Below are 20,376 nucleotides of genomic sequence, written 5' to 3' on the forward strand. Positions count from 1 at the left end.
GGCCGCGCAGCGGCGGCAGGAGGGGGTGGACGGTGAAGATCGCGATTGTCGGCGCGGGCGCGTCCTCAGTGTGCATCGTCGACGCGCTCGCGCAGTCCGCTCACCCCGCTGGCGAACTGACTGTGTTCGACCCTTCGCCGCAACTGTGGCGAGGGCGGGCGTACCAGCGCGACGCCGAGGTGATCCGGGTCAATTCGCCGGCCGAGGACATGTCGGTGCGGCACCGGGATCCGGGCCACTACGCGCGGTGGATGGCGGCAGGGGGCCATACCGCCGAGTTCGCGCCGCGCACGGTGTACGGCGAGTATCTCGAGGCCACCGCGCGCGACGGGATCGCACGGCTCCGGGCACGGGGGTGGCGGGTGGCCGTCGTCCGCGACGCGGTGGTGGGCGCGCGTTGTCATGGCGGCCAAGTCGTCCTGCGGACCAGGAAAGGCCCGCACGTCCGGTGCGATCACGCGGTGCTCGCGGTCGGCGGCGGCAAGCCGAGGGACACGTACGGATTGGCGGGCAAAGAGAACTTCGTCGGCGAGCCGTATCCGGTCTCGTCGAGCCTGTCCGCGATCGACCCGGACGACAGCGTCGGCGTCATCGGAACCGGCTTGACCGCGGTGGACGTCTTGGCCGCGCTCGAGGCGCGCGGGCACCGAGGGCGGCTCACCCTGCTGTCCCGCCGCGGAGTGCTGCCCGCCGTGCGGCAGAAACCGATCTCCTACGAGTTAAAGCACTTCGTGCCCGCGAAGCTGCACGAGCTGGCCGGGCGGCATCAGCGGCTCGAGCTGTCCGCGGCGATCGAGTTGCTCCGGATCGAGCTGGCCGAGGCGGGTGCCGACCTCGACGAGGTCTGGCAGGAGATTTCGGGGATCCGCGAGGAGCTGCCGGCGGTGCGGCTGCGCCGGCAGTTGGCCGATGTCGGCTGCCGCCGGGTCGGGCTGCGGGTGCTGCAGCAGGCAGTGCACGTGTGTGGTCCGGACCTGTGGCCGTTGCTGCCCGAAGGCGTCCGGCAGCATGTGCTCGGGCCGCATTTCCGGACGATGATGAGCCTGTGCTGCCCGATGCCGCCGCGCAGCGCGAAGACCCTCCTGCGGCTGATCGACGCCGGTCAGCTCACGGTGTCCGGCGGGGTCCGGAACGTCGCCGCACCGGCGGCGGGCGGGTTCGCCATCACCACCGACAGCGCCGAATTCGGGGTCCGCCACGTAGTCAACGGCGTCAACGCACCGGCGCACCGCATCGGGACGGGCGCGCGCCGGCTGATCAACTCGCTGTTCGAGGAACGCCTTGCCATCCCGCATCCCGACGGCGGTCTGTGCGTCGACACCGCTACCAGCAGGCTGGTCGGGACCAGCCTCGCCAACCCCGGCATCTACGCGATCGGCGACCTCGCGGGCGGGACGTTCTTCTTCACTTTCGGAGTCCCGTCACTGGTCGACCGCTGCCACGACATCGTCACCGATGTTCTCGCCGAGCAGTCCCGGCGGAGAGAAGGAAACTGTGCTTGAGCAATACGCGGCTCTGTCGGCGCACCTCGCCGACACCAAGACCGGCCTGCCCATCCCCGCTCCGCCGGTGTTCGGCTCGGCCGACGACGAGCGCCGCTACCGCAAGCAACGGCTGGCCGCGGCGATCCGGCTGTTCGGCAAGCACGGCTTCGGCGAAGGGATCTCCGGGCACATCTCGGTGCGCGACCCGGAAGACCCGGATCTGTTCTGGGTGAACCCGTTCGGCGTTTCGTTCAAGCGGGTCACGGTGGCTGACCTGATCTGTGTGGATGCCAAGGGCGTCGTCGTCGCGGGCAAGCACCGGGTCAACCCGAGTGCGTTCGCCATCCACGCGCAGATCCACCAGCGGTGCCCCGGCGCCGACGGGATCGCGCACGGCCACACCGCGCACAGCCGCGCACTCGGCGCGCTGGGCAGGCTGCTGGAGCCGATCGACCAGGAAGCCGCCGCCTTCCACGACAATCAGGTGCTCTACGACGATTACGACGGGCCGGCGATCAGCGTGGAGCAGGGCCGGGACATCGCCGACCGGATCGCGGGCAAGCGGGCGATGTTGTTGCGCCACCACGGGCTGATCACCGTCGGCGGCTCGCTGGAGGAGGCGATGCACTGGTTCTTCACCTACGACAGCTGTGCCCAGGTGCAACTGCTCGCCAACGCGGCGGGCCCGGTGAAGACGATGACCGAGCGGCAGGCCCGGCTCGCCCGCGACGGGTTCGGCGACCCGCAGCTCGCCTGGTTCAGCTTCCAGCCGATGTGGGACGAAATCGTTCACGAGCAACCGGATCTGCTCGATGAATGAGCTGGCCGCCGGCCGCGCGCACGCGGGCGAGCAGGCAGTGCAGAGGCGGGTCGGCGAGGGCGGGCCCGGGCGCGGCTCGCCGATGTTCGGCCCGGAGATCGGGGACGGGCCCGCCGAGGTCATCGCCGACCGGCGGATGATCGTGCTGGGCGCGGTGGCCGACGACCTGGTCTGGGCCACGATTGTGTCCGGTGCCAAGGGATTCGCGACGCCGGCCGACGAGCGGACGATCCGGATCTCCGGCCTCCCCGCGGACGGCGACCCGTTGCGCGCGGCGTTCGAGGAGCCGCGAGACTGCGGGATGCTCGCCCTCGACCAGTCCCGGTGCCGGCGGGTGCGGGCGAACGGCCGGGTCCACCGCGATGGAGCCGGTTTGGTGATGCGCACCGAGCAGGTATTGCGCAACTGTCCCAAGTACATCCAGAAACGCGAATTCGCCGCCGACGCGGAACCCGCCCTCGCTCGTGCGGTCACCGGGGCGGAACTCACCGCGCGGCAACAGGATTGGATCGCCTCGGCGGACACCTTCTTCGTCGCGAGCCAGGCCGCGGGACACGGGGCCGACCTCAGCCACCGGGGCGGGCGACCCGGTTTCGTCACGGTCGACGGGAGCCGGCGGCTCAGCTGGCCGGACTACCGGGGCAACTCGTTCTACATGACGCTGGGCAATCTGGAACTCGATTCCCGGTGCGGATTGCTCTTCCTGGATTGGCATCGGGGAAATACGCTGCATATCACCGGGGAAAGCCACGTCGATTGGCACGACCGGTCGAGGCCCGGCGCGAGACGGACCATTCATTTCGCGGTGCGGCGAGTCGTCCAGGTCGACAACGCCACCACCCTGCGCTGGCAGCGCGGGGAGGGCTCTCCGTTCAACCCCTGATTCGCACAACCGAGACCAAGGACGCGATCGATGACCATTCTCGAATCCCCGCAACCGAATACCGCCGTGCCGAACGGCGCGGTGCCGAACACCGCCGAGGAGATCCTCGCCGCGGTGCGGGCGATAGCCCCCGAATTGCGGGACCGTTCGGTGGAGATCGAGCAGAACCGGCGGCTGCCCGCGGATGTCGTGGAGTTGATGCGCGGCGCGGGCGTGTTCCGGATGGGGTTCGGAAGTGAGTTCGGCGGCGCCGGCCTCACTTCCGCCGAGCAGACCAGGGTCATCGAGGCACTGTCCTATGGGGACACCGCCGCGGGCTGGTGCGGCATGATCGGAATGGACAGCGGGCTGTACTCCGCTTATCTTTCGCCGGCCGCGGTCCGCGAAATGTTTCCCTCGCCGGACATGATCACCGGGGGCCTGATCAATCCGAACGGCCGTGCCGAGCGGGTTCCCGGGGGTTACCGGCTCAGCGGGCACTGGAATCTCGGCAGCGGCGTCACGCACGCGGACTGGGTTTCCGCGGGCGCTTTCACTTACACCGAAGGGGAGCAGGACCGCAATGAGCACGGAAACCCGAACTGGCGGGTGATGCTCGTCCGGCCCGAAAACGTCAAGGTGATCGACACCTGGCACGCGACGGGCTTGGCGGGCAGCGGCAGCGTCGACTACGAGATCGACGATGTGTTCGTGCCGGAGGACCACACGTTCAGCTTCGGCAAGCCGTTGAGCCGCGGCGGCCCGCTGTCCGCGCCGGACGCGCTGATGCGCAAGATGCCGGGAGTGCCGCTGGGCGCCGCGCGAGCCGCGCTGGACTATGTGCGAGAACTGGCCGCCGCCAAGGTGAACCGGATGACCGGCCAGCGGTGGGCGGACGACTATCGCGTCCAGTTCGAACTCGGCTCGTGCGAGGCGGACTTCCTCACCATGCGGCACGGGGTGTACGGCAGCATCGAACACAAGTGGGACCGGCTCGAGTCGGGCGTCGCGTACGCCGATCTCACCCCGGAGGAACGGGTCGAGACGGTGCTGCTGGCGCTCAAGGCGTTCCGGGGTGCGCTGGACATCGTCCGCAGGCTGTACGACCTGCTGGCCACCACGTCGATCTACAAGCCGTCGCCGATGGATCGCTGGCTGCGGGACCTGAACACGATGTGCCAGCACGTGATGGCCCAGGACGTGATCGTGCAGTCGGCGGGGGCTTACCTGCTGGGCGGCACGCCGCGGTTCCCGTTCGCCGTGGGCATCACCGAATAACCGGGACGGCCTGCCATGACCACAGTGAACACCGCGGAACCCGTGCCGCACACGGCGGAAGGCATCCTGGCCGCGGTCCGGGCGATCGTGCCGGACCTGCGGGAGCGTTCGGCGAGGATCGAGCAGGACCGGCGGCTTCCCCCGGACGTCGTGGAACTGGTGCGGGGCACGGGTGTTTTCCGGATGGGTTTCACCGCGGAGTTCGGCGGGCCGGAGCTGACCGCGGCCGAGCAGACGAGGGTGCTGGAAGAACTGTCCTATGGGGACACTTCGGCCGGGTGGTGCGCCATGGTCGGCATGGACAGCGGTCTTTTCGCCAACTACCTGTCCGAGTCCGCGGTCCGCGAGATGTTCCCGGTCTTGGACATGAGCACCGCGGGCATGCTGGCCCCGGCCGGTCGCGCGGACCGCGTCCCCGGCGGCTACCGGCTGAGCGGCCGCTGGGGATTCGGCAGCGGGATCGCCCACGCCGACTGGGTGTTCGCCGGGGCGCACACGTACACGAACGGCGAGCGCGACGGCACCGCCGCCGGCGGGCCGGACTGGCGCGTCATGCTGGTGCGGCCCCATGAAGTGACGCTGATCGACAACTGGCGGACCACCGGCCTGGCCGGCACCGGCAGCATGGACTACACCGCGCACGACGTCTTCGTGCCCGCCGCGCACTCGTTCAGTTTCCGGGAACCGCGCGTGCGGACCGGGCCGCTTTCGACCCCCGACCTGCAGATGCGCAAAATGCCAGGGGTGCCGCTCGGCGCGGCTCGGGCCGCCCTCGACCATGTTCGGGAACGGGTCTCCAGCGCGGTGAACCGGGCGACCGGGAAGCCATGGGCGGACGACTACCGCGTCCAGGTCGCGATCGGCGAGTGCGAAATGGAGTTCGCGGCCGCGCGGCGGGCCGTCTACCGCAGCCTCGACCACCGTTGGGCCCGCCTGGCGGACGGGGCGGCCCAGGCCGACCTGGACAGCGGGGAACGGATCGACACGATGCTGGCGAGGGCGAACGCCTTCCGCAGCTGCCGGGCGATCGTGCGAAAGCTCTACGACCTGCTGGCCACCGGATCGATCTACCGGTCGTCGCCGATGGACCGCTGGCTGCGGGACACGGAAACGATGTGCCAGCACTTCATGGCACAGGACCAGATTATCCAGTCCGCCGGCGCGTTTCTGCTCGGCGGCGTCCCGCAGAACCCGCTGGTGCTCGGAATTCTCGACTAGGAGTTGGTGCCCGGATGGCCCCTTTTGATCCGCCGCAAGGTCCGCTGCACTCCCACTCCGATCCGGACACGTTCTGGAGCACGACCAACGTCGGCGAAGCGTTCCCCGGTGTCGTCACTCCGCTGAGCTGGTCGTTGTGCGCGCCGGGAGTGGAGGTCGGCATCCGCGACTGCTATGCGCGCGTAGGCGCGTTGCCCCGCGCCGAGGTCCGCGTGCCCGATCGCGTCGAAGACCGGCTCATTTCGGTGTTCTACGGGCGTGGCGCGCTGAACGTGAACTTCTTTTGCCAGATGGGCGCGAGCCTGCCCGGCAGCGCGCCGGACGCGATCGCCCGCCAGTTCCTCGGCGAGCTGCCCGCGAGCATTCCGGCACGCAGCACCCGGCGCCGCTGGCCGGCGGTCGCGGTGAAGATGCCCTACGCCCAAGCCACGATCCGCAACGATGTGCTCAGCCGTGCCGCGCCGGTCAAGGGCTGGTGGCAGCACTGGACGCGGCGGCTGGACACGCTCGACCTGGCGGCTGCCCAGGCCTCGCTGCTCGACGCGCGGGCCGTTTTCACAGAGATGCTCCGGGTTCAGGCCGCCGGCCTGTTTGTCGGCGTGCAGCCCGTCTACGACCGGCTGAACGCATTGATCGACCGGGCGGAGCTGACCGCGGAACAGGCCAACGCCGTTGTGGGCGGACAGGGCGACCACGCCGAGACGGAGCTGATCCACGACCTGTGGAAGCTGGGGCGAGACCAGATCACGATGCCGGAGTTCCTGGCCTGCCACGGCTACCACGGTCCCGACGAGGGCGAGGTGTCCAGCCGGACGTGGCGGGAGGACCCGGCTCCGGTTCGCCAGCTGGCCGAGCAGTACGCGACCCTCGACGAGCACGCGGACCCGGCGGCGGCCGCCGTGCGGCGTGCCGAGGAGCGGCGGGAAGCCGAACGAGCACTGATCGCCTCGCTGCCGCCGCTGCGGCGCGCTCCGGCGCGGTTCGTGCTCGCGCTGGCAGCGTCCCGGATACCGCTGCGCGGCGTTGCCAAGGCGGCCTTTCTCCAGGCACTGGACGTCGCGCGCGGCGCGGCCCGCCGGATGGGTTCGCACCTCGCGGACGCCGGGATGCTGGCGGACCCCGAGGACGTTTTCTACTTCACCGCGGACGAACTGGCCGAGCTGCCGTCGCGTGGAGCCGCCGACATCGTCGATGAGCGGCGTGCACAGCGAGAGGCGTTCCAGGCCGCGGTGCTTCCGGCGTGCTGGCGCGGAAACCCGGCACCGGTCGAGGCGGTCGCGGTGCGGCGGCCCGAGGCCGGACGCGACTCGGTGCGCGGGATCGGAGCCAGCGGGGGCGTCGCCGAAGGCACGGTCCGCGTCCTGGACAGTGCCGCGTTCGCCGAGGTCCGGAAGGGCGAGGTGCTGGTCTGCCGCTCCACGGACCCGAGCTGGGCATCGGTGCTGTTCCTGTCCGGCGCCTTGGTCGTGGATGTCGGCGGGCTGCTCAGCCACGCCGCGGTGGTCGCTCGCGAGGTCGGCGTTCCCTGCGTCGTCGGCACGGGAGACGGGACCACGACGCTGCGCACCGGTGACCGGGTCCGGGTGGACGGCAACACCGGGGCGGTCGAGGTGCTCAACCGGGCCGAGCCGGTCACGGCAGGCGAACGGAAAGGTCCAGGCGAATGACAACGGTCGAAGTGCCGAACACTCCACAAGAGATTTTCGCCGCGGCCAAGGCGGTGGTGCCGCGGTTGCGCGCGTATTCGGCGGAGATCGAAGAACACCGGCGACTGCCGGCGGAGGTGGTGGAACTCCTGCGGGGCACCGGCGTGTTCCGGATGGGCTTCCCGAAGGAATTCGGTGGTCCCGGATTGACGTCCGCTCAGCAGGTCGAAGTGATCGAGGTGCTTTCGTCCGGGGACACGTCCGCCGGCTGGTGCGCGATGATCGGCATGGACGCGGGGCTGTACGCGCTGTCGGACGCGGCGGTCCGGGAGATGTTCCCGGCACTGGACGTGATCGCCGCGGGCATGTTGCCGCCGATGGGCCGGGCGGACCGGGTGCCGGGCGGGTACCGGGTCAGCGGCCGGTGGTCCTTCGCGAGCGGGATCGCGCACGCCGACTGGGTCTCCGCGGGCGCTTTCGTGCACGCCGACGGCGAGCTGGAGCGTTCCGCGAGCGGAAAACCGTACTGGCGCGTCATGATGGTGCGCCCCGGCGAGGTCGAGCTGATCGACAACTGGCACGCCACCGGACTGGCCGGCAGCGGCAGCGTCGACTACACCATCAGCGATGTGTTCGTGCCGGAGGAACACACCTTCAGCCTCGGCGAGCCGACCCGGACCGGACCGCTGGCCGCGCCGGACGCGCTCATGCGGAAGATGCCCGCGGTGGCGCTGGGCGTGGCCAGGGCCGCGCTGGATTACGCACGGGATGTCGTGCGCGGCAAAGAGAACCGGATGACCGGTGAGCGCTGGGCGGACGACTATCGCGTCCAGTGCGCCATCGCCGAGTGCGAGATGGACCTCGCCGCCGTCCGGCGCGGGGTGTACCGGAGCCTCGCGTACCGCTGGGAGCGGATGGAAGCGGGCGCGACGCTGGACGAGTTCACTCCCGACGAGCGAGTCGAGACGATGCTGACCAGGCTGGCCGCGATGCGGCAGGCCCGCACGGTCGTGCGAAAGCTCTACGACCTGCTGGCCACCGGATCGATCTACCGGTCGTCGCCGATGGATCGCTGGCTGCGGGACCTGGAGACGATGTGCCAGCACGTCATGGCACAGGACCAGATCGTGCAGTCCGCGGGTGCCTTCCTGCTCGGGGGCACGCCGCGGTTCCCGCTCGCGCTCGGGATCGTGAACTGATGGCCGGCGACCTCGCCGTGCTGCACGGCGATCCGCTTCCGGACCTGCCGGCGCGGAACCTGGCGGAGACGCTCATCCGGGCCGCGCGGAGGGCCGACGCGGGCGAAATCGTTTTCCGGCACGGCGCGGTTCCGCATCGTGTTCTGTCCTATGCGGACTTGTTGCTCGACGCCGCGCGGATTTTGCGCGGAATGCGGGACGAGGGCGTCGCGGCGGGAGACCGGGTGCTCGTCCAGCTCAGGGACGAGCCCGACCTGCTTGCGGTGTTCTGGGCCTGTCAGCTCGGCGGATTCGTCCCGGTTCCGCTGGCCGCGGACGCGCCTGCGGGCGGCTCGTCTCCCGCGGCGGCGATGCGGGACGGAATCCGCGTGATCGGCGGCGAACCGTGGCTGGTCTCCGCGGCGGATCCCGGGGCGCCGCGGTGGCTCGGCGGGGCGGCTCGGCTCCGTGCCGGTGCTCCGGCGCGCGACTTCCACGCCGCGGGTCCCGAGGACCTGGCCGCGTTGCTGCTCACCTCCGGCAGTACCGGACTGCCCAAGGCGGTCATGCTGACCCAGCGCAATATCCTGAGCAGGTCTTGGGCGACCGCCATCGCGCGGAACCTGTCCCACCGCAACCGGACTTTCAACTGGATGCCTCTCGACCACGTGGGAGGCCTGATCATGTTCCACGCCAGGGACGTCCTGCTCGGGTGTCACCAGGTGCACGCCAGGACTTCCTGGGTGCTCGAGGATCCGCTGCGCTGGCTGGACCTGATCAGCGAGCACCGCTGCGATACGACCTGGGCGCCCAACTACGCCTTCGGCCTGGTCGCCGCTCAGCCGGAACGGATCGCGGGACGGAACTGGGACCTCAGCGGGCTGGACTACCTCATGAACGGCGGCGAGGCGGTGAAGCCGAAGGTGGCGCGGCGTTTTCTCGACCTGCTCGCGCCCTTCGGCCTGCCGTCCACCGCGATGCATCCTGGATGGGGCATGTCGGAGACGTCTTCGGGCGTGGTCGACTGCGTGTTTTCCGCCGGGGAAAGCGGCGACGACGATCGGTTCGTCAGCGTCGGCACACCGCATCCAGGGGTTTCCGTGCGCGTGGTCGACGATGTCGGCAGGCTGAGAAAGACCGGCGAGGTGGGGTGGGTGCAAGTCGCCGGCTCGCCGGTGACGCCGGGGTACCGCGGCAACGAAAGACAAAACCGTCAGTCGTTCACCGAGGACGGCTGGTTCAAGACCGGCGACCTTGGCTTCGTCTCGGCCGGAGCGCTCACGGTGACCGGGCGGGCCGACGACGTCATCGAAATCGCGGGCACCGCCTGCTACGGACATGAGATCGAGGCCGCCGTCGAGGAGCTCGACTTTGTCGAACCATCCTTCACGGTCGCTGGAGCCGACAGTTCCGGAAATGGGCTGGCGGTCTTTTTCCATCCCCGTTCCGGGAATTCTTCGGATGTGGAGAACTGGCGCGTCGTCGACCACGTCGCGAACCGGCTCGGCCTCAAGGTGAGCCGGGTTTGCCCAGTGGCCAAGGAAGATGTCGTCAAAACCGGCATCGGCAAAATCAGCCGTTCCCGAATGACGCGAAACCTTGCCGCGATTATCGGATCCTGTTAGCCTTTTCTTTGTCGGCGGGGAGTCATTGAGCCGGCATCTCCCAACTATTAAGGAGTAAAACATGAGCTGCCCTTACTGAAAACTAATTTGTTGCCGATAAGTCGCACGGGCGCGTGGCGTTTTCCCGCACCGTGTTCGTGATGGCTTTGGCTGTTGTGCGGTCCACTCGTCGCCGGCGGGTTCGCGGGCGACGAGTGGACCGCCGCCGACCGCACGACTGTGGAGAACGCCGATGTCAGAGGAAACGGGAGTGCTGCGGGTGCTGCAGCTCAAAGGCCGTCCGGCGGAGCGGGACATAGCCGCGGCGACTGGCGTCCGCGGCGAAGCGCTGCGGCAGATTTTGCGGAGCATGACGGCGGGCGAGTGGTGCGTCGAAGAACAAGGACGGTTCCGCCTGACCCCGGCTGGACGCGACCGGCTGGACCGGCAGCTCGCCGTGGAGCGGGAGCGAGTGGACCGCTCGGGCATCGTCGCGGCCTACGGCCGTTTCGTCGAGCACAATGCCGTCGTCAAGCGGATTTTCACCGACTGGCAGCTGATCGACGACACCACGGTCAACGACCACGGTGACGCGGACTATGACGCACAGGTCATCGAAAGGCTGGCCGGCCTGCACGAGGCCGCCCGCGTTGACCTGGCGGCGATCGTCGGTCTCGCGCCCCGGCTGGCGCCCTATCCGCATCGGCTCGCCCATGCGCTGGCCAAGGTACGAGGCAACGAGCGGGCTTGGCTGACCAGCCCGCTGGTCGACAGTTACCACACGATCTGGTTCGAACTGCACGAAGAACTGCTCGGGCTGACCGGACTGGCCCGCGCGGACGAGGCGCTCGCGGGACGAGCGGAGTGAACGGCCTCCGGTCGCTGAACGGGTCCGCCGGCGGCGACCGCGACGTGCTCGGCGCCAAGGCCGCAGGCATCGACCGGTTCGTCGCCCTCGGCGTGCCGACGCCACCGGCATTCGTGGTCACCACCGAGGTCTGCCGGCGGTACTACCAGGACTCGCGGCGGGTGCCGGCGGGAGTCTGGGAAGGGCTGCCGGAATTTGTGCGCGGGCTGGAACGGGCGACGGGGCGGACGTTCGGCCGCGGACCGCGTCCGTTGCTGGTCTCGGTGCGATCCGGGGCGGCGGTCAGCATGCCCGGGATGATGGACACCGTCCTCAATGTCGGCTTGACCGCGGACGCGGAACGGGCCCTCGGCCGGCACGCCGCGGACACCCGGCGCAGATTCTCCGGACAGTTCGCGGAAGTCGTCGGCGAACGACCGCCGGCCGACCCGTGGGCGCAACTGCGGCTCGCGATCACCTCCGTGCTGGAGTCGTGGATGTCGCCACGTGCGGTCGCCTACCGTGCCCACCACGGACTTGGCGACAACGGCGGCACCGCGGTGACCGTGCAGGCGATGGTGTTCGGCAACCGGGACGGCCGTTCGGGAACCGGCGTCGTGTTCAGCCGCGATCCGGTCGCGGGCGATGCCGGCCTCTACGGCGAGTGGCTGCGCGGCGGACAGGGGGAGGATCTCGTGGCGGGCCGGGTCGACGCCCGCCCGCTCAGTGAGCTGCGCGACGAACTGCCCGAGGTGTACCAGGAACTCCGTGCCTGGGCCGGGGTCCTGGAGCGGGACTCCCGCGATGTGCAGGATATCGAGTTCACCGTCGAATCGGGCACGTTGTGGTTGCTGCAGTCGCGGGTGGCCAAACGTTCTCCGGAGGCGGTGGTCCGCCATGCGGTGGCGATGGCGCGGGAGGGGATGATCAGCCGGGCCGAAGCGCTGGAGCGAGTGCGGCCGGAGCAGCTCGACGCGCTGCTGCGGCCGGTCATCAGTGCGGATTCGGCGACTGACGGGAAAGTGCTGGCCCGGGGCAAACCGGCTGGTCCTGGCGTCGGCGTCGGTGTGGTCGTCTCCGATCCCGATGCCGCACAACGGAAATCCCAGGACGGCGTCAGTGTCGTGCTGGCGCGCCGGACGACGGCGCCGGACGATGTCGCAGCCATGTCCCTCGCGCGCGCGGTGATCACCGAATCCGGCGGCAGCACGTCGCACGCGGCCGTGGTCTGCCGGGAACTGGGCGTGCCGTGCGTGGTCGGCTGCGGATCCGGCACGCTGACCGCGTTGAGTGGCCAGGTGGTGACCGTGGACGGCTCGTCGGGCCTCGTGTATGCGGGAGCGCTTCCGGCCGCGCGGGCGGGCACAATGGTTGAAGCGGATCTTGCCGTCCTCGCGGAATGGGCACAGGGCGCACTGGATCTGCCCAGTGCACGACAGTTCCTGAGCTCGGCTGAGCCGCGGGAGCGGCATTCGAAATGAATTCAGGCCACGGAATGCCTGAATTTCCACGGCGACGCCAGTGTCTTCCGAATTCTGTCAAATCACCGTCGAAACACCTGCGTGCCGATCTTCCGAACCTGACCGGCGCATTGTAAAGTTGGACAAATGAATTTGTCCACTGTCGCGGTGCCCCACACGCTCACTCATCTGAAGCCACTGCTGCCGCCGGCTCCGGCACGGATCCTTGAGGCAGGTTGCGGCCGCGGCGCCTTGGCCGCAGCCTTGGCTGACCTGGGCTACGAGGTCACCGGTGTCGACCGCGATGCCGATGCCGCTGCCGCGGCGAAAGAACTCGGAGTGAACGTCCTCCATTCGGACCTCAGCGACGTCTCCGGTGAATACGACGTCGTGTTGTTCACCCGATCCCTGCACCACGCCGAGAACCTCGACGCCCTGCTGGCCCACGCGGGCACATTGCTGGCTCCGGGCGGCCGGATCATCATCGAGGAATTCGCCTGGGAGCGGGTGGACACCGCCGCCGCGCACTTCATCTACGACAATCGCGCGATGCTGGTCGCCACCGGCTTGATGGAGGCTGACGTCCCGGCCGACAACCTGCTCGACGCCTGGGTCAGCGGTCACCACCGCCTCCAGCGCGGCTCCGCGATGCTGGAAGCGCTGAGCCGCGTCGGTTCCGACTTGACCGTGGTGGACACGAGCATCCTGTGGCGCCTCGTCGATGGCCGCGGCGGTGTCTGGACCGAGCCGGCCACTCGAGTCCCCGGTGCCCTGAACACCATGCGCGAAGCCGAGGAGCGCCGCATCGCCGGAAACATGCTTCCCGCGGTCGGACTGCTCGCTTCAGTCCGCCGTGACCTTCCGGTGAAGTAGCCCTGCCTCCGCGGTGCCCTCTCCGGGTGACCGCGACAAAACGGCCGGTTCCGAACAGATGGGGACCGGCCGTTTTCGTGTGCACGTGTACTCAGCCGTCCTTCCGAGTAAACAGTTCGATTGCGAACACCGGTCTCAGCATGGCACGCTTGCACCAGGTCTTCGCGGCGGAGTCGAACTAATGTGCCCGTGACATGCGGAGAATTCCTCACGGTGGCCGCGCTGAAATTATTCACCCGCGCGACGCCTGTTGACTCAATGCTCGCCAAAGCCAACCGGCAAGACTCTTCGTGTCCGCACGTTCTAGCATTGGAGAAATTTCATGCTGCTCAAGTCGGCGTCCGTCGCCACCATGCTTTCCGGGATCTTTCTTGTGAGCATATCGGCTGGATCTCCGGCTCTCGCCGACGTCAGCGCGCACTGCCAGCAAGACGGGTACTGCTTGTTTTCCGCCACCGGGTTCGCTGGGGAAAAGGTGAGTGTCCCGACTGGCAGCGGCTGTCGTTCAGTGGCGTATCTCGGAATCACGACCGCGCGGTCCGCGGCGCGCGGGTACGGTGACAGCAAAGTGCTCGAACTCTTCTCCGACAACCAGTGCTCGAATTATGTGGGCACCGTGGTTGGCGAGATGGCGAACACCTCGGCCGCAGCGTATCGAATCATGTCTATTCCGAGCTAGTGTGTCGCGTCTGAAAATGCGGGTAGGTGTTGCAATGTCGCGTCGTGGTCCGCAGGCTGTTCGAGATCGTGCTGTCCGAGCGGGAACGCATCGGACTGGGCGAATGATCGAACGTCCCCGCTCGGCGGACGAGTGCTTGCTTTCGCGCCCCAGGCTCGGATCTGCTTGGACGCGCTCGCCTTCGCGGCAGGATCCCCCTTTCGCCGGAGCGGTTTGCTGCTCGCCGACTGCGGCTGGACGGGACCTGCCCTCGCCAGCGGAAGTGCTCACCCGCGCTGCGTGGGCGGGCCGGTCACGCAACTTCGCGCAGTAGTCGATCTGGGAGTCGCTGGTGTGGTCGCCCCGCTCTGCCCGCGGCTCGTCTGGAGCGGAAACGATCAGGCCCTTGAGGCGGTAGATCGCGGCCGTGCGCGCGCTGACCGCGCCGGCTCGTGTGCTCATCAGGATCCGGAGAGCTTCGCGGTCTCGATCGGCTCGTGGCCGCGACGCCGTACGCCAGCAGCCACGTCAAACGCACCGCCTTGGTCCCGGTGCAAACGGACGGCCTGGTCACCAGGCCCGAAGGAACCCCTATCCCAACGGAACCATCGTCGCCGCTGACGCTCTAGCCTAAATCGGCAACTGCGCCAGGCTGACGGCACAATCATTGGTCGCGCGCCGACGGGACCGGTACCCGACGAGCGTCAGCCGCCGGAGTGCATGTCTTCGGCTTCGGGGACGCAGTCGTCGTCGGGGTCGTCGAGCCAGCCGTGCGGCAGCGTGACCTTGCCCGGGGAGCCTTGCCGCCCGCGCGGCCCGGTGGCGGCGGACGGGAACGGGGCGTCGTGGTCCAGTTGGGCGATCAGGTCGTCGAGCTGGTTCATGCTCGTCACCATGGCGAAACCGCGGCGAAGTTCGGAGCCGACCGGGAAGCCCATCAGGTACCAGGCCATGTGCTTGCGGATGTCGCGCATCGCCTTGTCGTGGCCGTCGTGCTCGATGAGCAGTTCGGTATGGCGGCGGAGCACCTTCGCGACCTCGCCGAGGTTCGGCGGAGTCGGCAGCGGCCGCCCGGCGAACGCGGCTTCCAGCTCGCCGAACAGCCATGGCCGGCCCAGACAGCCGCGTCCGACGACGACGCCGTCGCAGCCGGTTTCGCTGACCATGCGCAGGGCGTCGTCGGCGGAGAAGATGTCGCCGTTGCCCAGCACCGGAATGCTGGTGACGGCCTCCTTGAGAGCAGCGATCTTGGTCCAGTCGGCCTGGCCGGAGTAGCGCTGCGCGGCCGTGCGCGCGTGCAAGCTGACGGCAGCCGCGCCCTCGGCTTCGGCGATGCGTCCGGCGTCGAGGAACGTCTGGTGGTCGTCGTCGATGCCGACACGGAACTTCACGGTGAACGGAACGCCGCCCTCAGCCGCCGCCTTCGCCGACTCGCGCACGATGTCCGCGAACAGCCGCCGCTTGAACGGCAGCGCCGCGCCGCCGCCCTTCCGCGTAACCTTCGCGACAGGGCACCCGAAGTTGCTGTCCACGTGGTCGGCGAGGCCTTCGCCGACGATGATCCGGACCGCCTCGGCCATCGTCTTCGGGTCGACCCCGTAGAGCTGCATGGACCTCGGCTTTTCGTGCTCGCCGAAGGTCATCATGTGCATCGTGCCGGGGTGCCGCTCGACGACCGCGCGGGCGGTGATCATCTCGCACACGTAGATGCCCGCGCCGTACTCCTGGCAGAGCTGCCGGAACGCCACGTTGGTGATCCCGGCCATCGGAGCGAGCACGACGGGAGGATCGACCTGGTAGGGGCCGATCTTCAACGTGGGCGCGCTCAACGTGGCAGTCACGCTTCCATTGTCGCCGGTGACGTACGGCACACGCATCCGGGCAGCTCCATGGTGACGAGACCATCTCGTGTCCAGCGTTTGAGTAGTGCTACGGATCCGATCATCGCGCCGTTTCGACCACGCTGTCCGGTATGACCATGGAAGCTGAAACGCTCCACCGCCTGGCCGGCGAACTGGACGACCTCGGCCGCCGCCTGACCCACGTAGGCGCCGAACTCCGCACAGTGCACCTCCAGCCCGAGCCGGCCACCGATCAGCCCGCCGAGGCACCCGCTCCGGGCGCCGCAGCGGCCCCCCAGCCGACGCCGGGCCAGCCATCCGGCCACGCCGAGCCAGCCGCGTCGACCGGGGAGTCGGCGCAGTCGGCCTACCCGCCCGGCGTCACGCAGCCGGTCAGCTCTGCCTACGCCGCGGAGGGCTCTGCCGCCGCGGCAGGCGCTTCCGCTGCGCCGGGTGAGGCCGCTGCGCAGGGCGACCCGTCCGAGTCAGGCCGCACTGCCGCACATGGCCAGGCTGCCGAGCAGGGCCGCCCCGCCGGGCAGGGCGAGGTTGCCGCGCCGGGTCAGGCTGCCGCGCCGGGCGACCCGTCCGAGTCAGGCCGCACTGCCGCACAGGGCCAGGCTGCCGAGCAGGGCCGCCCCGCCGGACAGGGCCAGGCGGCCGGGCAGGGCCAGGAGGCCGCGCTCGATCAGGCTGCCGAGCCAGGCGCGCCGGCCCAGTCAGACCGCCCCGCCGAACAGCGCCAGGCCGCCGGGCCAAGCCGCTCCGCCGGGCCAGCCCAGCCTCCTGCACCTGGTCACCCTGCCGCGCAGGGCTACCCGGCTGCTCCAGGCCACTCGCCCGCCCCGGGCCACCCAGCTGCGCAGGGCGGTCCGTACCTGTACCCGGCCTACTCGGCCGCGCACGGTGTGCCGTACCACCCCCACCCGGGCTACTATCCGCACAACCCTTACGCAGCTTCGTATTCCGCCCAATCCACGGCCGGCGCGCCCTACCCGGCAGCACCGCAACCCGGCACCGAACGGCAGGCCCCGGACGATCTCGCAGCCGGGCAGTCAGCCCAAGAACACCCGCAGGCAAGCGCCCAGCAGACGCCGTACGGCCAGACGCTTTTCGCTCAGCCGCCTTTCGGCTACCACCGCTACACCCCATCTCCGACGCTCCGTGAGCGACTCGGCCGCGAAGGTGCCGGTTCGCGACTGCTGGCATGGATCGGCGGTGCGGTGACACTGCTTGGGGTCGTCCTGCTGCTGATCCTGGCCATTCAGCGCGGCTGGCTCGCCCCGTTGCCGCGGGTGGCGGTCGGTGCTGCGTTCGGCGGGATCCTGGTCGGCGCGGGTGCTTGGCTGCACCGCAAGCCGAACGCGCGCACCGGTGCGTTCGCCCTTGTCGCCACTGGGATCGCGACGCTCTATCTCGACACTGTCGCTGCCACCTCCTTGTACGATTTCCTGCCGGTTCCCGCCGGGCTCGCGGTCGGCTTGGCGATCGCGGTGGGCGGGCTTTTGCTTGCGGTCAAATGGGATTCCTCTCTCCTGGCGATTGCCGTGGTGGGAGGGTGCGGAGTGTGTGCGCCCCTGATCACCTGGGGCTTCACCTATGAACTCGTGACGTTCCTTCTCATGATCCAGATCGCGACCGTCCCTGTCCAGCTTCGACGGTCATGGTCGCCCCTTTCGTTTACTGCGGCCATTCCGCCCTTGACAACGGCGCTGATCGGTATCGGGCTGCGCACTTTGCCGGTGTGGGCAGTGATCGCCGCCGGTGTCGTCAGTGCGGCGACGGCGCTGATCACATTGCGGCGTAACGACAACGAGCCTTACTCACTGTCCGTGCTCGCTGTTGCTCCGCTGCCTGTCCTCGTCGCCGCGCTGCTGCTGCACAGGCCGGAATCGGTGCTTCTGGCGGGCGGAACGGCGGTCGTGCTCCTTGCGACCTGGCCCATCGTGCGGGGGAATTCCGGTACTGTCGCTGGAATCGCTGGTCTGGTAGCCGCGATGCAAGCGACTGTCACGCAGTTCGATGGCGGAGCCGTCCTGCTTGGCGAATCGATCGTGCTCGCGTTCGCGGCGAAGTTCACTCGAAATCGGTTCGCGCTAGGCGGTTCTCTCGTCTTCGCGGTGATCGGCGCGCTGTCTGTGCTCGGGACGGAGCTGACGCCGGCGCTGCTGATCGTCCCGCATTGGCACCCGCGGGATCTTCTTTTCGCCGCATTGGTCTCGGCCGTGCTTCTCCTCGCTGCCGCGATCGCGTTGCCGTGGGCGGCAATTCGGCTCAACGTGGTAAAATCGGCCAGCCTTGCGCCTTGGCTGCCCGCGGGATGGTTCGCGCTCTACGGCGCTGCTGGGCTGGTGCTCTCCGCGTCCATGCTCGTGGCCCCTGGGCGCGTCGGATTCCTGGTCGGGCACACGCTCGTCACGGTTTCCTGGACGGTTGTGGCGTTCGTCCTTCTCCTGCGCGGGATCGAGGTGGTCGCGCTGCGGATCACCGGGTTGGTGCTGGTGGCCGCTGCGGTGGCCAAGCTCGTGTTGTTCGACCTTTCCGCGCTGGACGGGTTGGCGCGCGTGGGCGCGTTCCTCGGCGCTGGTGTGATCCTGCTCGTGGCGGGGGCGCGGTACGCGCGGGTCGTCGCGTCGCGCTGAACTTGCGAGAAGTCCCCCGATCCGGGGAATCAAGATTGATCTCGGATCGGGGGATTTCCCTTTTGCAGCAAGAAAAATTGGTTTCAGGGGCAGTGGCTGGAAACGGCTCGAGACGTCCTCGGTGCGGGCTGCTGGCACGGAACTGTCGGTGGCTCGTGGTTACCTGGGAAACCTACCGAGGAGGTATCCGACCATGGCCTACACCCACGACCCGAAACTCATTGAACGCGCGGGCGAATCCGTCGCATGGCTCACCACCGTGACTCCGAGCGGCCGCCCCGCGCCAAGGCCAGTCTGGTTTGTCCTGGACGGCGAAGACATCGTGGTCTTCAGCCGGCCTGGTACGGCCAAACTCCGGCATCTCGCCGCTAATCCGGAGGTGAGTTTCCACCTGAACAGCGACGACCACGGCGGGAGCATCATCGTCGTCAACGGGCGTGCGCACATCGACGAGGCCAAGGCCTCTGAAGCGCCCGGCTACCTGGCGAAGTACCAGCGGCATTACGCGGGTATCGGCTTCGCCGATCCGGCTGCCTTCGACGCCGACTACTCGGTTCGGATCCGGATCGTGCCCGAGAAGTCCTGGGGATTCTGACGCCGCTCCGGATTCAGAAGCCGACGTCCAGGCAGGCCAGCCGTCCACCCGCGGTTCCGGCGTGCCCGGGGTTGGTGTGGGTGTGGGTTTCGTGGATCACCACGGACTTCGCCCGTCGTCCACCGAATTTCCAGTCCACAATGGAGGTTGCATGACCGATGCCTGAGCGGTCGGTGGTGAAGTCGAGCCAGATCTCGTTGCGCGGGTTGGCGTAGGCCGGATCCACCGAAGGCTTCACCGGGTCCGGCACGTGCTGGAAGTGTCCGCCCGCGGCGTCACCGGTGGCGCCGCAGGAGTTCACGTGCGCGTGTGCACCGTATTCGTGCTGCGGCAGGAGGCCGCTGATCACCAGCACGGTGGTGGTGCCTACGCGACTGCCGGACAGGGCGGAGACGTGCGCCCTGGCCCCGGCGGGCACGAGATCCGGGCGGTAGGTGACGGCTTGGCCGCCCGGTGCGTATGCCGCGAATGTGCCGTGGGCGGCGGTGAAGCGCAGTGGTGAGGCCTCGGCCGGAGCTGCTGCGACGGTGGTGGCCGAGAGGCTCGTGACGGTGAGACCGGCGGCGAGGGCCGCGGAAAGGAACTTAGGGAGGAAACGCATGAAACTTCTCTAACCAGTCGGCGCGTGCCGTGCCATGTTCTCCACTCGAACGTGTGGAGGTCGCCCGGATGTCGGGACGGCTTTCCGCGCCGGGGGTGCGCTGAGGCACCGGATGGTGACGGCGTCGGGATCAGCCAGATTCCGACGTGGCGATTGCCGTGCCGGTAGGTAGGTCAGGCGGCCAGGCTCGGGTGCGCGCGTGGGTCCCTGGCGGGATGCAGGGTGTGGGCCACGCCTGGTGGTACTGGCACTGGTGCTGGTCGTGGAGCAGTGACGGAGCCCTGGTGCGTTCCGTCGCATGCTCTGCGTACAGGAGCGTGCCGACGGGCCGGATACGGCTCGGGTGGCGGCTGCGGCGGAGGTGAAGGTCGCGCGACTGGCCTGGGCGAGTTTTCGGGCGTTGACGGGTTGGGTACTTGGCAGCGTGGCAGCGTCGGACTTGCCCGGCGATGCTTCGGCCAGCACCGGTGGAGCCTGAAATGCCTGACGACCCGAACAGCGCCATGGGGTTTGACGGCCGTCGTGCGGACCCCGACGGACCAGCAGGTGCCAGCGGACCGGTCGAGTCTGGCGGGCCGTCGGACAGGCACGAACCGGCGGATATCGGCGGGCGGGCCAGCGGCGGTGGATTGCCCGAAGGCGGGCTGGCCGGTGGTGGCGGACCGTCGCGATCCACCGGGTCGGCACAGGCCAGCGGATCGCCTCGATCCGGCGGGTCGCCGCGCGACAACGGGCCGAGGCAGTCAAGTGGACTGGCGGACGCCAGCGG

At 69.0% G+C, this 20,376-nt stretch carries 16 protein-coding genes; 14 read left to right on the forward strand and 2 right to left on the reverse strand.

The annotated features are described in order from the left end of the window. The first annotated feature begins 32 nt into the window (after positions 1–32). From ACWDNU_RS06495 to ACWDNU_RS06550, 12 genes are all read left to right on the forward strand, one after another. A complete protein-coding gene (locus ACWDNU_RS06495; protein WP_449668024.1) occupies positions 33–1,502 on the forward strand; it encodes an FAD/NAD(P)-binding protein in 1,470 nt (489 codons plus the stop codon). Then, positions 1,495–2,304: a class II aldolase/adducin family protein gene (locus ACWDNU_RS06500; protein ID WP_449668025.1), complete on the forward strand. Its 810-nt coding sequence runs from the start codon at positions 1,495–1,497 to the stop codon at positions 2,302–2,304. The genes ACWDNU_RS06495 and ACWDNU_RS06500 overlap by 8 nt, the downstream gene beginning before the upstream one ends. Continuing rightward, positions 2,297–3,187, forward strand: a complete 891-nt coding sequence (locus ACWDNU_RS06505) for a pyridoxamine 5'-phosphate oxidase family protein (protein WP_449668026.1) — start codon at positions 2,297–2,299, stop codon at positions 3,185–3,187. Before ACWDNU_RS06500 ends, ACWDNU_RS06505 begins: the two co-directional genes overlap by 8 nt. Before the next feature lie 30 nt (positions 3,188–3,217). After that, a complete protein-coding gene (locus ACWDNU_RS06510) occupies positions 3,218–4,444 on the forward strand; it encodes an acyl-CoA dehydrogenase family protein (RefSeq protein ID WP_370933304.1) in 1,227 nt (408 codons plus the stop codon). Positions 4,445–4,459: 15 nt separating this feature from the next. Beyond that, positions 4,460–5,662, forward strand: coding sequence for an acyl-CoA dehydrogenase family protein (locus ACWDNU_RS06515; protein ID WP_449668027.1), 1,203 nt, complete (start codon positions 4,460–4,462; stop codon positions 5,660–5,662). A gap of 14 nt (positions 5,663–5,676) precedes the next feature. After that, positions 5,677–7,329, forward strand: coding sequence for a PEP-utilizing enzyme (locus tag ACWDNU_RS06520; RefSeq protein WP_449668028.1), 1,653 nt, complete (start codon positions 5,677–5,679; stop codon positions 7,327–7,329). Beyond that, positions 7,326–8,507, forward strand: coding sequence for an acyl-CoA dehydrogenase family protein (locus ACWDNU_RS06525; RefSeq protein ID WP_449668029.1), 1,182 nt, complete (start codon positions 7,326–7,328; stop codon positions 8,505–8,507). The genes ACWDNU_RS06520 and ACWDNU_RS06525 overlap by 4 nt, the downstream gene beginning before the upstream one ends. Further along, a complete protein-coding gene (locus ACWDNU_RS06530; protein WP_449668030.1) occupies positions 8,507–10,111 on the forward strand; it encodes an AMP-binding protein in 1,605 nt (534 codons plus the stop codon). Before ACWDNU_RS06525 ends, ACWDNU_RS06530 begins: the two co-directional genes overlap by 1 nt. A gap of 232 nt (positions 10,112–10,343) precedes the next feature. Beyond that, positions 10,344–10,958 (forward strand): hypothetical protein, encoded by a 615-nt coding sequence (locus ACWDNU_RS06535; protein WP_370933313.1) that lies wholly within the window; start codon positions 10,344–10,346, stop codon positions 10,956–10,958. Further along, complete coding sequence (locus tag ACWDNU_RS06540; protein ID WP_449668031.1) at positions 10,955–12,418, forward strand: pyruvate, phosphate dikinase; 1,464 nt, start codon at positions 10,955–10,957, stop codon at positions 12,416–12,418. Before ACWDNU_RS06535 ends, ACWDNU_RS06540 begins: the two co-directional genes overlap by 4 nt. 126 nt (positions 12,419–12,544) lie before the next feature. Next, positions 12,545–13,270, forward strand: a complete 726-nt coding sequence (locus ACWDNU_RS06545; protein ID WP_449668032.1) for a class I SAM-dependent methyltransferase — start codon at positions 12,545–12,547, stop codon at positions 13,268–13,270. A gap of 322 nt (positions 13,271–13,592) precedes the next feature. Next, a complete protein-coding gene (locus ACWDNU_RS06550) occupies positions 13,593–13,949 on the forward strand; it encodes a hypothetical protein (protein ID WP_449668033.1) in 357 nt (118 codons plus the stop codon). Between the two features lie 683 nt (positions 13,950–14,632). Here ACWDNU_RS06550 and dusB read toward each other — a convergent pair. Then, positions 14,633–15,805 carry a tRNA dihydrouridine synthase DusB gene (gene dusB / locus ACWDNU_RS06555; protein ID WP_449668034.1) on the reverse strand — a complete coding sequence of 391 codons (1,173 nt, stop codon included), beginning with the start codon at positions 15,803–15,805 and terminating at the stop codon, positions 14,633–14,635. 95 nt (positions 15,806–15,900) lie between these two features. Here dusB and ACWDNU_RS06560 point away from each other — a divergent pair, with 95 nt between their 5' ends. Both ACWDNU_RS06560 and ACWDNU_RS06565 read left to right on the forward strand, forming a co-directional pair. After that, positions 15,901–18,411, forward strand: a complete 2,511-nt coding sequence (locus ACWDNU_RS06560; protein WP_449668035.1) for a DUF2339 domain-containing protein — start codon at positions 15,901–15,903, stop codon at positions 18,409–18,411. A gap of 193 nt (positions 18,412–18,604) precedes the next feature. Further along, complete coding sequence (locus tag ACWDNU_RS06565; RefSeq protein ID WP_449668036.1) at positions 18,605–19,006, forward strand: TIGR03667 family PPOX class F420-dependent oxidoreductase; 402 nt, start codon at positions 18,605–18,607, stop codon at positions 19,004–19,006. A gap of 13 nt (positions 19,007–19,019) precedes the next feature. Here ACWDNU_RS06565 and ACWDNU_RS06570 read toward each other — a convergent pair whose 3' ends face one another. Then, complete coding sequence (locus tag ACWDNU_RS06570; RefSeq protein WP_370933325.1) at positions 19,020–19,607, reverse strand: superoxide dismutase; 588 nt, start codon at positions 19,605–19,607, stop codon at positions 19,020–19,022. Between the last annotated feature and the right edge of the window lie 769 nt (positions 19,608–20,376).

Source organism: Amycolatopsis sp. NPDC003676, assembly GCF_053587275.1.